The organism is Streptomyces sp. NPDC058457, assembly GCF_042720695.1.
Taxonomy (GTDB): Bacteria; Actinomycetota; Actinomycetes; order Streptomycetales; family Streptomycetaceae; genus Streptomyces.
Genome location: NZ_JBHXLU010000002.1, coordinates 251,502 through 268,014, shown reverse-complemented (window position 1 = coordinate 268,014; position 16,513 = coordinate 251,502). Strand labels below are relative to the sequence as shown.

General features: G+C 70.3%; 7 protein-coding genes. 4 read left to right on the top strand and 3 right to left on the bottom strand.

The annotated features are described in order from the left end of the window. Positions 1-5: 5 nt before the first annotated feature. On the bottom strand, positions 6-7,193 hold the full coding sequence (locus ACFWPS_RS03095) for a ricin-type beta-trefoil lectin domain protein (RefSeq protein WP_383700248.1): 7,188 nt from the start codon (positions 7,191-7,193) through the stop codon (positions 6-8). A 293-nt stretch (positions 7,194-7,486) separates the two neighbouring features. Here ACFWPS_RS03095 and ACFWPS_RS03090 point away from each other — a divergent pair, with 293 nt between their 5' ends. From ACFWPS_RS03090 to ACFWPS_RS03075, 4 genes are all read left to right on the top strand, one after another. Then, positions 7,487-10,954, top strand: coding sequence for a DNRLRE domain-containing protein (locus tag ACFWPS_RS03090; protein ID WP_383700246.1), 3,468 nt, complete (start codon positions 7,487-7,489; stop codon positions 10,952-10,954). Between the two features lie 319 nt (positions 10,955-11,273). Continuing rightward, positions 11,274-12,962 (top strand): GH25 family lysozyme, encoded by a 1,689-nt coding sequence (locus ACFWPS_RS03085; RefSeq protein WP_383700244.1) that lies wholly within the window; start codon positions 11,274-11,276, stop codon positions 12,960-12,962. 25 nt (positions 12,963-12,987) lie between these two features. Beyond that, positions 12,988-13,413, top strand: a complete 426-nt coding sequence (locus ACFWPS_RS03080) for a hypothetical protein (protein WP_383700242.1) — start codon at positions 12,988-12,990, stop codon at positions 13,411-13,413. 19 nt (positions 13,414-13,432) lie between these two features. Further along, positions 13,433-14,182: a D-Ala-D-Ala carboxypeptidase family metallohydrolase gene (locus ACFWPS_RS03075; protein WP_383700240.1), complete on the top strand. Its 750-nt coding sequence runs from the start codon at positions 13,433-13,435 to the stop codon at positions 14,180-14,182. Between the two features lie 61 nt (positions 14,183-14,243). Here the strand turns inward: ACFWPS_RS03075 and ACFWPS_RS03070 are convergent, their stop codons facing one another. Both ACFWPS_RS03070 and ACFWPS_RS03065 read right to left on the bottom strand, forming a co-directional pair. Beyond that, complete coding sequence (locus ACFWPS_RS03070; RefSeq protein WP_383700238.1) at positions 14,244-15,353, bottom strand: helix-turn-helix domain-containing protein; 1,110 nt, start codon at positions 15,351-15,353, stop codon at positions 14,244-14,246. 159 nt (positions 15,354-15,512) lie between these two features. Beyond that, positions 15,513-16,475, bottom strand: a complete 963-nt coding sequence (locus tag ACFWPS_RS03065) for an alpha/beta hydrolase family protein (RefSeq protein ID WP_383700236.1) — start codon at positions 16,473-16,475, stop codon at positions 15,513-15,515. Between the last annotated feature and the right edge of the window lie 38 nt (positions 16,476-16,513).

Genomic DNA, 16,513 nt, shown 5'->3' with positions numbered 1-16,513 from the left:
CACACTCATGCCATCGGCGGCGGGTCACAGGAGACGAGCCAGCCGTCACAGCCCCGCTGCCACGAGCGCGTCGCGTCCCAGATCATGTACAGATCACCGACGACGCCGAGACCGCCCATGAGCTTACCCACTCTGCTTCCCCCGCCCGACCTGGGCTCGGACGGCGCATCGGGCACACTGGGAGCCTTCTCGGTGACCTCGCCGGGGTTGATCCGGATGGTCCCTCCGTCGGTCTTGCGGATCAGCGGCTGCACGCGTTGCGTGTCGAAAGCGCCGTCCGGCCAGATCACGCGCACGTGCTTGTTGCCGACGAACTTGTCCCGGATCGCCTCGGCCTCGGCCTGACTCTTGGCGACGTAGACGACGTTCTGGGTCTGGCCCTTGGCCTGGGCATCCATCTTCCGCGCCACGGTCTTGGCCGTGTTGTCCGGGTCGAACTGCTTGTTGTTGCTCTCGTTGGCGTCCCAGGAGTCGACCTTGACGATCTTCCCGTTCTTCCAGGTGACCTTGATGAAGTCACAGGTGGTGCCGACTGCCACATGGTCACCGTTGGCGTTGTGCCACAACGCCTTCTGCTTGATGACACCCTCGTTCTCGTCCTGCCACAGGTACTGGGAGCCGCTGCCGTTGTGGGAACCGTCGGAGTACTTGCCGGCGTACTGCAGATCCTCGTTCATGTAGTCGAACGCGACCTGCTCCGAGTGGTTGGCGGACCTCACGCCCAGCGTGTGCGGGACGCCCCGCTCGTCGTAGATGACGTCGCGCCCCTTGACCGTGCCCTTGGTGAGAGCACGGTCCGAGTCGACATCCTCATGCGGCTTCGCCGAGATGATCCGCCCGCCCCGGCATTCCGCCGTGCCCTCCCAGCACTCGATGGGCTGCAGGCCGTCCGGGTCGCTCTTGGTGACCGGGTTGTTGTCGGCGTAGGAGTAACCGTTGATCTGCAGCGGGTCGGACGGGTCGATGACCGGGTCGGCGGAGATGAAGCGGCCGGTGGACTGGTCGTACTCACGGGCGCCGAGGTGGGTCAGGCCGGTGGCCGTGTCGTCGATTCCGGTGCGCAGGTAGGAGCGCCGGTTGGGCCAGCTGGACGGCTGGCTGCCGCGCGTCTCGCCGAAGGGCTTCGAGAAGCGGCGGGTGACGGGCTGTCCACTGGCTTCGTCCACCGCGGTGGTGGCGGTGCCGAGCTGGTCGGTGAGCAGGATGCTCAGCCGGTGACCGGTCGTGCTGCCGTACTTGGTGGAGCGGACCACGGTGGGCGCCCCGGAGTGGGAGTAACCGCGCGACGCCGCGACGATGTTGCCCTTGATGTCCGCGCTGACCTCGGTCTCACCGAGGTAGAGGACGCTGCCCGCGGCGGTGTGCTCCAGCAGACGGTTGCCCGCGGCGTCGTACACGTACGTCGTGCGGTCGGCCGGCGTCCACTGCTGGGCCGCGCTGCCGTTGCAGGTGTAGAGCTGCAGATCAGTGCCGTCGGCGTCGTTGGAGCTCGGTACGTCGACGCACTTGCCGGACGCGGGGTTGTAGAGGCTCTTGTCGGAGGTGCGGACGGTGAACTTCTGCGCGCTGCCGCCGTCGCAGGTGGCCAGCAGGATCTTGGTGCCGTTCGCGGTGCCGGAGGCGCTCGCGCACTTGCCGAGGATCCGCAGGGTGTCGCCGGTCGTCCGCCACTGCTGGGCGCGGGAGTTGTTGCACCGGTAGAGCTGTACGGGGTTGCCGTCGGTGGTCAGACCGCTGGCGTCGTCCAGGCACTTCCCGGACAGGCCGACGACCGCTCCGGCGCCGTCGCCGAAGCCCTTGACCTCGGTGACCTTGTCCTCGGCGCTCCAGACGAGGTTCTGGGTGCCGCCGGGCAGCGTCCTGGTCTCGGCGTTGCCGACCGCCGTGTAGGTGTAGCTCGACGCGGTGCCCGTGGCCGGTGTGACCTTGGTCAGGGTGTGCGGCTGCGCGAGCGTGCCTCCGGTGCCCTGGGTGCCGTAGCCGTAGACGCTCTTGACGTCCTTGGTGGTGTCGGCGGGGTCGTGCTCGGTGAGGCTCGCCCGGTTGCCGATCGCATCGAAGGTGAACGACTGGAAGTAGGCGGTGGCGTCGGCGGACACCGTGCCGGTGGCGGGTGCGGCGGCGTTCAGCGAGGCCGCCATGTCGCTGTCGGGTGCGGTGGCGTCCGTGGCGGAGTCCGGTGCCTCGGCGATGGGGCCGGCCGAGGACTGGCCGTCCTGCCGGTAGCCCCAGGCGGTGCCGCTCACGGACTTGCAGCCGGTGCCCGCGGTGCCCACGGCCACCGAGGAGGTCCAGGCCTGGACCATCTCGCCGAGGTAGTCGTAGGTGAAGCACTGGGTGTCCCAGGTGCTCGTCGACCCGGTGGTCTGCTTGCGGGCGCTGGAGGTGACGTTGCCCGCCCGGTCGTAGGAGTAGTAGGAGTCCGAGATCCGGTGGGAGCTGTCGGTCTCCCGGTCCCACACGGTGCGCTGGACGCGGCCGGTGTGCTCGTCGATGAAGTTCGTCGTCCACACCCGGTAGGGCTGCGCGCCGCTGACCGTGCGCAGCGGCTCTCCGTAGGGCGAGTAGGTGACGTCGGAGGTGTACCAGGTCAGGCCGGAGGTGGACTGGGGCAGGCCGTCGCTGTCGTAGCGGGTGACGACCTTCTCCTTGGCCAGGCCGCCGACCGCCGGCAGGGTGACGCTGAGCGGCTTGCCGGTGGGCGTGTAGGTGTAGTCGTACCGGTAGGTGCCCGCGAGGCCGGTGGTGTCGGCCTGGGCGGGGACGACGATCTCGCGTCCGGTCGGCCGGTACTCGCTGTCGTAGCCGGTGACCGAGTCGACGTAGTCGCCGGTGGCGTCGTGCCGGATGGAGGAGGCGGGCTTGCCGGCCGCTCCGGGCAGGTCGTAGGTGAACTCCTTGACCGGCGTCGCGGTGGGCGAGCCCTCCCGGACATAGGTGACGCGGCCGATGGCGTCGTAGTCGGTGTAGGTCGTCTTCTGGTTCGCGTCCGACGCCTTGGTCTGCCGGTCGAGGTCGTCGTACTCGAAGGACGAGGTGCCGAGGTCCGGGTCGGTGGAGGTGCTGAGCCTTCCGCGCGCGTCGTAGGTGTAGGTCCAGAGGTTGCCCAGGTGGTCCTTGACGGAGGTGCGGTTGCCCCGGACGTCGTAGCCGTACCAGGTGCTGCGCCAGTCGCTGAGGTCCTTGTTGGTGAAGTGCTGGACGCGGGTGGCCCGGCCGAGGGCGTCGGTGGTCGTCTTCGTCGCCGGGGTGGCGCCGCCGGCCGGCTTGGCGAGCGTCCAGTTGTCGCCGTAGCTGGTGGAGTCGTAGTAGACGGCCGTGCCGCTGTGCAGCGCGGTCGTCTTCACCGGGCGCTCCAGACCGTCGTACGTGGTCCGGGTCATGCTCGGCACCAGGCTGAGGCTCCTGGGCTTGAACTGCGCGGCCTCCGGCTCCCCCTTGGCGAGGTAGTCGCCGGTCTGGTCACGCACGAGACCGTGGTCGTCGTAGCGGGTGTCGACGATGACGCGGCCCGGGCCGTGCGCCTCGCTCTGGACCTGGAACTGGCGGCCCAGGCCGTCGTAGAGGGTGACCTGCCTGGCGTAGGTGCCGTCGTCCTTGATCGTCTGCACGGTGACCGCGGTGGGCTTGGTCGCGCTGGAGGTGACGGCGGCCATCTGGTAGCCGATGATCACGTCCGGGGACTGGCCGCCCGAGGAGCGGGACGCCGACCAGCCCTTGGTCAGCCGGCCCAGGGCGTCGTACTCGCTGCGGGAGACGTGCCCGTTGGTGTCGGTGACCGTCAGGGCCAGGCCGCGGCCCGGGTCGTAGGTGGTGGTGCCGGTGTGCCCCTTGGGATTGATCGTCTTGATCGCGGTGACCGGTCCGCCGATGTCGGCGGGCGTGTACTGGGTCTCCGTGACGCCCTTGAGCGGGTCGGTGATCTTGCGCGGTCTGCCGAGCGGGTCGTAGCTGCGGCCGGTCACCACCGAGTAGCCGACACCGGTGCCGTCGGGGTTGGCGATGCTGGTGGGCAGGCCCTTGGTGGGGGTCGCACCCCAGGCGCCGTTGTCGTAGCTGGTGCGGGTGGCGTTCATCAGCTGGGTCGCCGGGTCGGCGGTCGCCCAGCCGTCGCAGGAGGTCGCCGTCAGACGGACCTGCTTGGGCAGGCCGATGAGGTTGGCGTCCTCGTTGTTGACGTAGTCGGTGCGGGAGCAGGTGTAGTCGCTGAGCTTCTCGCCGCTGCCGTCGGGCTTGACCACGGCGGTCTGCACCTGCCACGGCAGCCCGTGGTCGGTCTCGAACTCGGTCTCGGTGCGCACCGCCTGCCAGCTGGAGTCGACCGTCTGGATCGCGTCGGTGCGCCGGACGCCGACCTGGTGGGCGAGGAGCGGGTCGAGTCCGCCGTCGCGGGTGCGGGAGGCCGTCTGGTGCGACCAGGGGTAGTTCAGGGCGCGCTTGAGGAGCCGGCCGCCGGTGCCGTCGTAGGTGAGGGTCTCGGCGGCCATGCCGGCGTACTGCGGCGCGTCGTCGGCGGCCAGTGTGACGGCGCCGGTGGAGTCCTTCACCGCGCCGCCGGTGCCGCGGAAGTACCGGGTGACACCGTACGACTGGGTCTGCGGGACGCCCACGGCGGTGCCACCGTTCTTCGCGCCGCGGATCGTGGCCACCTTCTGGTAGCCGCGCCAGACGCTGTAGGTGCGCAGGCTCGGTTTGGTGAGCTCGTCGTCGTCCTGCCCCCAGGCCGCGTCGCTGTAGGCGTACTTGGTGGTGACGCGGTCCGAGACACCGGAGATCTTGTCGATCTCGGTGACCGAGTCGACGACGTACTTGTTGAACCAGGCGAGCGGGGGCGTGGCCTGTTCCGCGTCCGGCGACCAGCGCACGGGGTAGCAGGTGCCGTGGTTGGCGGCGGGGTCCACGGACGGCTCGGTGCGGCAGCCGCCGCGGTAGACGACCTCGACGTCACCGCCGTTCTCGGTGGACACCGTGCCGATGCGGGGCCGGGTGAACCCGGGCCGCGGGTCGCCCTTGTAGCGGGGGACCAGGTTGGGCAGCTGCTGGTCCTTGAGGTAGCCGCCGAGTGGGTCGTCCTCGCTGACGACGTACGGCCCGAAGCTGACGCCGGACGTGGTCAGCAGGGTGCCGGTGGTGTCGCCGGGCGCGTAGCCGGTGCGGGTGACGGAGTCCAGCCACAGCCCGGGCGAGGTGTTGTACCAGTCACGCGGGAAGGAGTGGTGGAGCGTGTAGGTGTCGACGCGCGCCAGACCGCTGCCGCCGGGGCGGGCGGCGTAGGTGGTCACGCTGCCCAGCCGCATCCGGATCCAGAACGACGGGAAGGCCGGGCACAGCTTGGAGTCGGACTTGCAGTTGAGGTTGCCCGGGCTGTCCCACCAGGGGCGGTAGGAGGCGGGGTTCTTGGTGTCGTCGAACTTGTCGGCGGCGCAGGAGCCGTCGGTCTCCACACAGCGCTGTACGGCGTCGAAGACTACTTTCGCGGCGGGGCTGGTGAGGTTGTCGGGGCGCATCCCGTACTCGATGGTGTCCGGGTAGCCGCCGCGGACGTACTTCTCGGGCGTCGTGAACTTCTTGTTGACGGCGTAGTAGTTGGTCGACTTGTGCCAGGTGACGACCATGGTGTTGCCGTGCACGTCGACGACCTTGTCCAGGCCCCAGCTCCAGGCCTGCTGCTGCTTGGTGCCGTCGCTCGCGGTACACCGGGAGTCGGCGAAGGCGTCCTTGTGGCAGGGCTCGCCCGGGTGGTTGCCGAAGACGGGGACGGTGAAGACGGAGTCGGTGTCGGCGTGACCGCCGCCCACCTTGTTCAGGCCGTAGAAGTACTGCGTGCCGTCGGTGGTGGTGACGACCCAGTACTCGCCGTTGTTGTCACCGTTGTCGCCGCCGGTCCTCAGCTCGACCCTGGTGCCGTCGTCCTTCTCCAGCCGGTAGCTGTCGGTCTCGCCGACCCGCACCAGCTGGGTGGTCGTGCCGCCGAGCGACAGCACGGCGTTGTACGACACCCAGCACAGGTCGGACGTCTTGTACTTCTTGTCCTTGTTGTTGGGCGTACCGGCGGCAATGTCCTCGCGGTCGTCCTTGCAGGTGCGGTAGCGGCGCTCGATGTGCCCGGGGTCGTAGTTCCAGCCCTCGCCGAGCCAGGACGACTGGGGTGAGGAGGTGGCCGTTCTGCCGTCCACCGTCTGCGAGTTGTAGTCGAAGGAGATCTCCGGCCGGGGGCCGGCGGGCGCCGGCGGCACCTGGAGCGGGTAGGACCAGGTGAAGGCACCGGAGGAGCTGCCCGAGGCCCACTTGCCGTCGGTGGTCAGCGGCGTGGCCTTGAAGGTGCCGGCCGGACCGGACCCGGAGTCGACGGCTCCGACGACGGCGCTGTCACCGCTCGCCGCGGCCGGCTGCACGTAGGAGGCCTGCACGGCACCGGAGCCGGAGGGGGCGGAACCGCTCGCGGCGGCCTGGCCGACCGTGCCGTCGGCCGCGGTGTCGACGGTGGCCGTCACGGTCTTGGCGTGCGGGTCGTTGACGGTGTCCAGCTCGGTGTACTGCCGGCACGCCTCGACGTCCGGGGTGGTCAGGTAGCACTCGGGGAACTGGACGAACTGCAGCCTGGAGGCCCAGTCGGCCCCGTAGAGGTTCTCGTACTTCTGGTAGCTCAGCTGGACCGAGACCGGCACCGAGCCCGTCGTCGGCGCGGTCACCTTGACGAGGGTGCCGTCCACGCCCTGGGCCTCGGGGGCGGCTTGGTCGAAGACGCCGACCTGCCAGGTGCCGCTGGGGGCGGGTGCGTCGGGGGCCTGCCCCAGCTTGACCGGGAGGGGGCCGGCGGGCACGTAGTCGGTCTGCGTGGCGGTGGCGGAGCCGCCGGTGCGCAGGGCGGTCTGGGTGGTGCCGGTGCCGAAGCTGACCGGGGCGCTACCGGCCGGGGCCGGGGTGGTGGTGCCGGCCGGCGCCTCGGTCTGGTCGGTGGGCTGGTCCGTGCGGATGCTGTCGAGGCCGGGGTCCCGGGTGGTACCGGCGACCGCCTCGTCGTCGGCGAGCTTCACCAGGTCGACGTCCTCACGCGGGGCGTCGGCGGTGGTGGGGTCCGGCGGCGAGGCGAACGCCTGGGTGGGCAGCAGGGCGAGCGCCACTGCCGCGGCCACCGGCGCGAGCACGGCGGAACGGCGTCTGCGCCGGTGCGCGGACAGGAAGAAGGGCACGGCGAAAATCCCCCGGTCGACCCGAAACAAGGTGGAGTGGCGCCTGGGTTGACCACAGGCGAAGCCACTTCAAGATCGGCCAGATTCTGTGTCCATGCCATGAAGAAATCCAGAGTTCCCTGTGATCATGTGGCAATGATCACGTCATGTAACAGTCAAAGGAGCGTCAATCGGGATGCTCCGACGCCCCAGGAGCTCTGCCGCGACGACCGGTTCAGGACACAGGCGTGACGGGCGCCTTCCCGTAGGTCATGATCTGCAGCCGTTGTCCGAGGGGGAAGGAAGACTCGCTCATGACCAGCAAGTGGCGGCGCCTGCGCGCCCGCCGGGCCGCGGCCGCGGCCGTCGTGGCCCTGGCCACGGTCGGCGGCCTGACGTACGCCGGGCTGACCGGTGCCGGCGGGGACCGGCACCATGGCAGCGACCACCCGGCCCGCGCGGCCGCACCGGTCACCGAGGCCGAGGCCGCCTCGCGTGCGGCGAGGTCCGGCAGACCGGTCGAGGTGACGGCGCTGCGCACGGCGTACGAGACCACCTGGGCGCGGCCCGACGGGCTGCTGCAGCGGCGCGTGCACGCCACGCCGGTCCGTGCAAAGGTCCACGGCCGCTGGCAGCCGATCGACGCCACGCTGGTCCGCACCGGACATGGCTGGTCGCCACGCGCCACCGACGTCGGTCTCACGTTCTCGGCGGGCTCCCGCACCGCCTCCGCGCGTGCCGACCGCGGAACCGGGGTGCGCAGGGTCTCGCTGCTCACCGCGGCCGCCGGCACCGGTACCGCCCTGGTGACGCTCACCACCGGGGCGCACACCGTCCAGCTGACCTGGCCGGGGACCATCCCCACCCCGGTGATCGACGGCTCGCGCGCGCTGTACCCGGAGATCATCCCCGGCGCCGACCTGGTGCTGACGGCGGACGACGGGGGCTTCGCCCAGCTGCTGGTGGTCAAGACCCGGCAGGCGGCTGCCGATCCACGGGTGGCGCAGCTGGCCTACGGGCTGACCTCCCCCGACCTGACCTTCAGTCTCGACCCCACCACCGGTATCGTCAGCGGCCGGGACGCCGACGGCGAGGAGGCGGCGATCTCGCCGACGCCGCTGATGTGGGACAGCTCCGGAACTCCCGCCCTGACCGACGGTCAGGCGGGCACGAGCGCGTCACCGACCGCCGCCGAGAGCCTGTCCGGCGACGCCAGTGCCGCTCCGGACGACTCGGAGTCGCCCACCGCCTCCCCCGAGCCCAGCGACTCCGTCGACGACAGCGACGACGGAGACGTGGACGACGAGGTGCTGTCCGACGCCACCGACGAGGCTCCCGACGCCTCCGCCGGGGAGAGCGAGAGCGCCGCGCCGTCCGTTCCCGCCGAGCCCTCGCCCGAGCCGACCCACACGGGGGCGGCCGCCACCCTGGACCTGCCCTCGCTGGCCGGCCCGCAGCCCGACTCCCGCGGCACGCTGGTGACGGCCGACCTCGACGGCTCCACCTGGTCCCTGACGCCGGACCAGGACTTCCTGACCGACCCCGACACGGTCTACCCGGTCTTCATCGACCCGTCGGTCAGCAAGCACACCAACGACTGGACCACCGCCTACAGCCGCCATCCCAACGCGAACTTCTACAACGGGCGCAACTTCAACAAGGGCACGCACGAAGCGCGCGTGGGCTTCGAGTCGGACACCTGGGGGACCTCGCGGTCGTTCTTCAGCATCGACTGGAACCCGGACCTCAAGGGCGCCACCGTCATCAGCGCCAAGCTGCACGCGCTGGAGACCTACTCGTGGTCGTGCAGCGCCCGCACCATGAACGTGTATCTGACCGGGGCGATCAGCAACAAGACGACCTGGCGCAACGCGCCGAAGATGACGGCGGGCAACAAGCTCGCGAGCAAGAGCTTCGCGCACGGCTACCGGTCTTCGGGCTGCCCCGACGACTACGAGGCGTTCGACGTCAAGGCGGCCGCCCAGAAGGCGATCGCGCACGGCTGGTCCACCCTCACCGTCGGCTTCCGGGCCGGTGACGAGGACTCGGCGTACTCGTGGAAGAAGTTCCAGGCGGACGGCGGCAACGACCCGTACGTCGAGCTGGTCTACAACCGCCCGCCGGCCGCCCCTTCGCACCTGGACCTCGACCCGGACCTGTCCTGCGACACCACCTCTCCCTACGTCAACGTCGGCGCCGATTCGATCACCTTCTGGGCCGACAGCAGCGACAAGGACGCCAACCTGGCCTCCCTGCGCTTCGAACTGTGGCCGACCGGCGGCAGCGGGAACCTGCTGGGCAGCAAGGCCAAGGTCACGGTCGGCAGCCAGACCGACTCGGCCCGCGTGCACACCGACCCGTTCTCCACCAGCGGCCTGAAGAACGGCGTCAAGTACTCCTGGCGGGTCAAGGCGGTGGACAAGCGCGGGACGGCCTCGGGCTATTCGCCGTCGAAGACGCCGTGCCGGTTCGTCTTCGACAGCTCCCGGCCCACGCCGCCCGTGGTCACCTCCACGACGTTCCCCGACGCCGACGCGAAGGACGACGGCTTCGGGAACTCCGACGAGGACTCCACCTGGTCCACCGTCAGGTTCGGCACGGCGGGCTCGTTCACCTTCAAGGCCTCGCAGACCGACGTGGTCAAGTACGAGTACGGCTTCAACTCCGCCTCGTACAGCGGTTCCGTGTCACGGACGAACGGCGCCGCCACCTCCACCCTGAGCACCTACTCCGGCGCGAAGCCGCCGCTCGCCGGGCCGAACGTGCTCTACGTACGGGCCGTGGACGACGCCGGGAACGTGTCGGACCCGCGGAAGTACTTCTTCTACGTCACCCCGCGCGACACGGCCGACGCGCCGGGAGACTTCACCGGCGACGGCTTCCCCGACCTCATGGTCGTGGACGCCAACGGCAACCTGCGCATGTACCCGGACAAGGGCACCGTCGACGGCTCCAAGGGCACCGGCGCCCTCGGCTACTCCATGTCCGGCGCCTACCAGGAGAACAGCGACAAGGACCCGAACGGTGACGACCTGCCGCTGTACTCCCGTCCGTCCTCCGGCTACTGGAAGAACACCCTCATCGCCCACCTCGGCGACGTCTACGGCGGTGACGGCCTGCAGGACCTGATCGCGGTGCGCGCGGGCAGACTGTGGGTGTACCCGGGTGACGGCTACGGTGCCGTCGACATCGGCAAGCGGCACGAGATCCTGCTGCCGGCCGGTGCTCCGGATCCCGCGACGATCACCCAGATCGTCTCGGCCGGCGACGCCACGGGCGACGGCAAGCCCGACTTCTTCCTCACGGTGGGCGACGCGTTGTGGGCACTCATCGGGTACAACGGCGCCACCGTGGACGAGGCCCGGCGACTGTCCGCGTCGGCCTGGACCGACCGCGACCTCGTCACCGCCCAGGACATCTCCGGCGACGGCGTCACCGACTTCGTCTACCGCTCGGATGCCAGCGGACGGCTGCTGTTGCGCAAGGGCATCAAGGACACCGCGACCGGCGGGGTCGACACCGGTTCGCTCGCCTCGGCGGCCGCCTCCTCCGGCGGCGCGGACACCGAGTACGGCGCCTCCGGCTGGGGCAGCTCAAGCATCAGGTTCCTCTTCGGCACCCCGGACGCCGACGGGGACGGCATCCCCGACATCTGGACGCTCAGAGTGGACGGCACCGTGCGCTTCTACTCCGGCAGCCGCACAGCACTCAGCGGCTCCGGTACGGAGATCATCGGCAACGGTGACGGCATCGGCTGGAAGAACAAGCTGGCGATCGGCTGACGCGTCGCCAGGCACCGCATACGACGCCGCCGCGCACGGAACCCCCGTGCGCGGCGGCGTCGTGCGCCCGGCACCGGAACCGGACGCGGCGCACTTCGCCGGGCAGAACACCCGTGATGGCCGACGTCAGCCCTCTCCCCCTCCGGCCCGTCGTCGTCCGTGTCCCACGCCCGTCCCAGCAGCACTCCGTCCCCGCAGGTCACCGGGGCCTGACCGTCCCGGTGTCCCGATCCGGGCAAGCGGAGCCCGACTTCGGGACGGCCGCTGCCAGCATGTCCCCCGCCGGGAGCTCCCGGTCACTCACAGAGGGGGAACACAGATGGGACGGAGGACGCTTCTGCGGGGTCTGACCCTCGCCGTGGCAGCGGTCCTGCCCCTGTACGGGCCCACGGCGGTGCACGCGGCCCAGTCCGCGGCCACCGCCGTCGCGGTCTGCGGGCACACCGGTGAACAGCCCACGCTGCAGCGGGGATCGACAGGGGACCCGACGGTCGAGGCGCAGTGCGAACTCGATCTCGCGACGAAGCCGAGCCGGTACACGCCGATCGCGGCGGACGGTTCGTTCGGACCCGCGACGGAGACGCGGGTCAAGGAGTTCCAGGCGTGTGCCGGGCTGAGCGTGGACGGTGTGCTCGGCCCGCAGACCTGGGCGGCGCTCAACACCTGGGCCGCCGGGCCGCACACCTGCGCCACCCAGGGCACGTCGGCCACGGCGCAGACGGCCGTGTGCGGCCACACCGACACGCGCCCGACGCTGCGCAAGGGCGCGAACGGCGTCGAGGTCAAGGAAGTGCAGTGCCGGCTCAACCTGGCCATGGAGCCGTTCCACTACCCGCCGCTGACGATCGACGGCGACTTCGGCGGCGGCACCGAGTCCCGGGTCGTCGAGCTCCAGCACTGCGCGGGCCTCAGCGCCGACGGCGTCGTGGGCCCCAACACCTGGGCGAAGCTGGTGGACTGGTCCGGCCGTAACACGTACTGCACGCCACCGCGCCCCGCCGGCTACCCGGTCGACGGCCTGGACACGGCCAAGTACCAGCATCCCGACGGCGCGCCGATCGACTGGAAGGCCGTGAAGGCCTCGGGTGTCGAGTTCGCGACGGTCAAGGCCACCCGCGGCCTGAACGTCACCGACGAGTACCTCGCCACCGACCTGCCGGCGGCCAGGGCGGCCGGACTGGCCGTCGCGCCCTACCACTTCTACACGGGCACCGCGCCCGACACGGGCGCCGCGCAGGCCGACCGGTTCATCACGGCGGTGCGGGCGACCGGCTACACCGGACAGCGCGCCGGCGACCTGCCGCCGGTGTTCGACCTGGAGCGCATGGACGACGGCACCGGCCGCTGTCCCACCTACGGCACGGTGGCCGACGCCAAGGCCTGGCTCGACAAGGTGGAGGCGGCCTTCGGCCGTACGCCGGTCATCTACACCCAGAAGTCCTTCCTGGACGACTGCCTGGGTTCGACCACCGCCTTCGCCCGGTATCCGCTGCAACTCGCCGACTACCGGCAGTCGATCACCCAGCCGCCGGTGCCGGCCGGCTCGACGACCTGGGCGATGTGGCAGTACACCGACGCCGCACTGTTCCCGGGCATCAAGGCACCGGCGACCGCTGACGTGTTCAACGGCACCCAGGCCGACCTGGACCGGCTGGCCAACCGCAGCACCGGTCTCACCGCTGCGGCGCCCGCCTCCGTGTCGGCCGCCGCGGCCGCGACGAGTTGCTACGGCGGGGCCGTCACGGTGCACTACGGGGACGTGCTCGACTTCGGCCCGTACCGGACCACGAGCCGCTGCAACGACATCAACATGCGCGTCGTCGGCGGCGACGCGGAGTACATCGTCGCCTGCGTGAAGTTCGAGAAGACCGGCGTCTGCAACCGCTGGACCAAGGTCGGCTGGAGCTGGACGACCGTCGCCACCGACGTCCTGGACGGGACCAGGTTCACCGTGCCCAACGGCGTGGACCTGGAAGGCAGTTCCGCCACCATCCAGATCGCCTTCTGACCCCCTCACCCGAACGGAGACCACCATGACCAGAAGCAGGGCGTTCGCCTCGGTTCTGTTCACCGCGGCCGCGCTGCTGGGCGTGGGCGTCGCACCCGCCTCGGCACAGAACTCGGCGCCCTCGGCCGCCGCCACCAGCTGCTACGGCGGCGCGAAGACCCTGACGTACCACTACCAGGCGGCCGCCAAGGAGTACGGCACCTACACCACGTCCTCGCGGTGCAACGACATCAACCTGCGGCTCATCACGGACGAGCCCGGGGTGTACCTGGACGCCTGCGTGGTGTTCGTCGACCACACCAGCAAGTGCAACAACGGCGACGCGTACACCACGCACGGTACCGAGTGGGGAACCGTCGCCACCGACGTCCTGGACGGCACCCACTTCGTCCTGCGTGTGCACGCCTACGACATCGACGCGCAGAACGTGACGTTCCAGATCGCCTACTGACCTCCTCGAAAGGACGACCATGACCTCCTCCTCCCGTCCCCTGGACCGCCGCACCATGCTGCGCGGCACGCTGGCCGCCGGCGCCGGCATAGCCTTCGGCCAACTGCTGTTCTCGGGTACCGCGCAGGCCTATTCCTGGTCGCGCACCCTGGAACAGGGCGCCACCGGCGCCGACGTGACCGAACTGCAGATCCGGATCGCGGGCTGGGCTGCGGACAGCGCAAGCCACAGCCGGGTGAGCATCGACGGGGACTTCGGCTCCGGTACGGCGGCGGCCGTACGCCGGTTCCAGACCGCGTACGGCCTCACCGCCGACGCCAGTGTCGGCCCCAACACCCAGGCGAAGCTCAACGCCCTGGAGCAGTCGGACGGCTCCACGCTCCACTTCAACTGGAGCGAGTTCTACAACCAGACGGACGGCACCTTCAACGGCGGCAAGCTGAGCGCGTCGCAGGTGAAGGAGAACGTCCGGCGCTGCATGTACAAGCTGGAGGCGCTGCGCAAGAAGCTGGGCGACAAGCCGATCACGGTCAACTCCGGCTTCCGCAGCATCGCGCACAACGCCGAGATCGGCGGGGCCAGCGACAGCATGCACCTGTACGGCACCGCGGCCGACCTCGACGTGCCCGGGGTGGCCACCAAGACCGTCTACCAGAAGGCGGAGACCTGCGGGTTCTCCGGGCTGGAGACGTACACCGTCGACCACCAGCACGTCGACAGCAGGGCCGACCTCGGCCGTGACTGGTGGTGGGAGGACGGCACGGTCTGACGCCGCTCCCGGGGAAGCGGAGCTCCGGGTACCGCCGCTTCGGTACCCGGAGCTCCGGGCCTCATTTCTTCGGTGTGGTGTTCGGTGTGGTCTTCAGCGCCGCCTCGCAGGAGGGCCAGTCGTGGAAGTCGTGCCGGACGCTCCACAGCCGGTGGGCCGCCCTGATGTTCCAGTCCGGGTCGAAAGCCCGCAGCGGTGTGCCGTCGAGGTCCTGCAGACGGGCGTCGGATATCTGGAACACGCCCCAGTTGCGGCTGCCGTTGGTGTTCGGGAGTACGTACAGCGGGTCGAGGAACGACGCGCAGCGGGCGACGGCCTCGGCGGTGCCGGGATCCTCGACGAACACCTCACGGATCCGCTTCGCCACCCTGGCCGGCGACCAGGTCGTCATGCTGACCTGCTGTGCGTAGAGAGCCTTCTTGGTGGCGTCGTCGACCACGTTGGTGGCCGGCAGACCCGCCAGCACCTGGAACGCGGTCACTCTGCGCAGGGTCTCAGGACCGAAGTCGCCGTCGACGGCGAGCTTGCCCTTCGCCCGCGCCAGCAGGGTCTGGACCTCGCGCACGCAGGCGTCGTGCTGCCCCATGCTCACGGTCCTGCACGCCGTGGAGTCCAGCAGTCTGCCGTCGGCCGCCGGTGCGGCACCGTCGGAGCTGCTGCCGGGCAGCCAGACAAAGCCGGCCACCAGCACCACCGCGACCACGGCGGCCAGGACCGCGAAACGGGGGGACGGTTTCTCGGGCACCCGGAACCGCTGCGGCCTGCTGGTCTCCGGCGGGGTGACGTCATCCGGTACGGCGCCCGCCGGCATGGGCCCGGCAGGTTCGTCCGGCGCCGACGCCGGCGCCGGCTGCGGCTCCGGCTCCGGCTCTGGGCTCTCCTCGGCAGCCGCAGTCGCAGTCGCAGCCGCAGTCGGCGCATCGCGGTCGGTGTCCGCCAGCGCCCACAGCCGGTGGAGTTCGCGAAGCTCCTCCGCACTGGCTCCGCACACCTTGGCGAAGGCATGCACCACCCGGTAGTCGGCCGGGACGCTGAGGCCCGAGCAGTAGCGATGCAGACTGGAACCGCTGACGCCCGCCTCCTTGCCGAGGCGGTCGTATCCCCGGCCGCTGCGGTCCTTCAGCATCCGAAGGCGGGCGGCGAACTTCTCGGTATGCGGAGAGGCAACCACGCGTCCCCCGTTGCTCAAGCCTCTACTGACGGGTAGAAGCTACACCGGGGGAAAGGGGCGCGTACGCCCTTCCATTGCCATGATGTGACCGACAATGACCTTTCTCACAACCATATTTGACAATGCGTCAACTAATCCGGCCACGTCTCCCCGCACGGCCTACTTGCACTCGACTTGTCCGACCGGAGCGGCGCCTGTCGTCAGCGCCTCGCACGCCGCCTGCCAGGCATACGGGTCGGGCTGGAGCTGAGTGCGCAGGTAGGCCGCGGCGAGGCGGCCGAGGGCGGCGACGCGTCCGGGGTCCTCGTCGGTGGTCTCGTCGGCGTCGTATCCGGAGATGCCGCCGAGCAGGTGCTCGGCGTCGAACAGGGTGAGCAGGGTCTTGGGGGTGGGGGCGAGGTGGAAGGGGTCGGCGTGCCAGTCGGGGCCGATGTCGGTGAAGTGCCGGGAGTCGTCCTTGTCGCCGACGACGACCAGGGTGGGTGTGGTCATCGTGGAGAAGTCGGTGGCGTGGAAGAACGGCACCTTGTCGGCCATCGGTCCGTTGAGGATGTCGCCGCCTCTGCCGGGCGCCGCCAGCAGTACGCCCGCCTTGATGCGGGGCTCGCTCAGGTCCGCCTCCGTCCCGGTGTCGGGGTCGGTGGTCCGGGCGCCCAGCAGCAGGCTCGCGGTGTGGCCGCCGAGGGAGTGCCCGGCGACCGCGACCCGGTCGTGGTCGAGGCGCCCGGCGAGCCCCGGCACGGTGTTCTCGATCTCGTCGAGCCGGTCCAGGACATGGCTCATGTCCTCGGCTCGGGAGCGCCAGAAGAAGGGGCCGCCGGGGGCACCGGCGAGTCGCCGGGCCAGGGTCCGGGAGCTGAGGTGGGTGGGCTGCAAGACGGTGAATCCGGCTGCCGCCCAGAGGTTGGCGAGGGGTGCGTAGCCGTTCAGCGAGGAGAGGTTGTTGGAGCCGCCGTGGCCGTGCGAGAACAGGACGACGGGCAGGCCGGTCCCGGTCACGGGCGCGGAGACGCGGACCTGGAGCTCCACGGGCCGTCCGGGCACGGACAGCGTCACCGGGCTGTACGACAGCACGGGAGCGGACGGGCCGAAGGCGCCGGTGGTGTCGGTGAATGCACTCATGGTGAACGGTTCCCTTCTGCGTCCCGTCCGTCGGCGGT

Bases quoted from the DNA above. Each gene is read 5' to 3' on its own strand.
- ACFWPS_RS03090 (WP_383700246.1), top strand. From the start codon at position 7,487: ATGACCAGCAAGTGGCGGCGCCTGCGCGCCCGCCGGGCCGCGGCCGCG.
- ACFWPS_RS03085 (WP_383700244.1), top strand. From the start codon at position 11,274: ATGGGACGGAGGACGCTTCTGCGGGGTCTGACCCTCGCCGTGGCAGCG.
- ACFWPS_RS03080 (WP_383700242.1), top strand. From the start codon at position 12,988: ATGACCAGAAGCAGGGCGTTCGCCTCGGTTCTGTTCACCGCGGCCGCG.
- ACFWPS_RS03075 (WP_383700240.1), top strand. From the start codon at position 13,433: ATGACCTCCTCCTCCCGTCCCCTGGACCGCCGCACCATGCTGCGCGGC.
- ACFWPS_RS03065 (WP_383700236.1), bottom strand. From the start codon at position 16,475: ATGAGTGCATTCACCGACACCACCGGCGCCTTCGGCCCGTCCGCTCCC.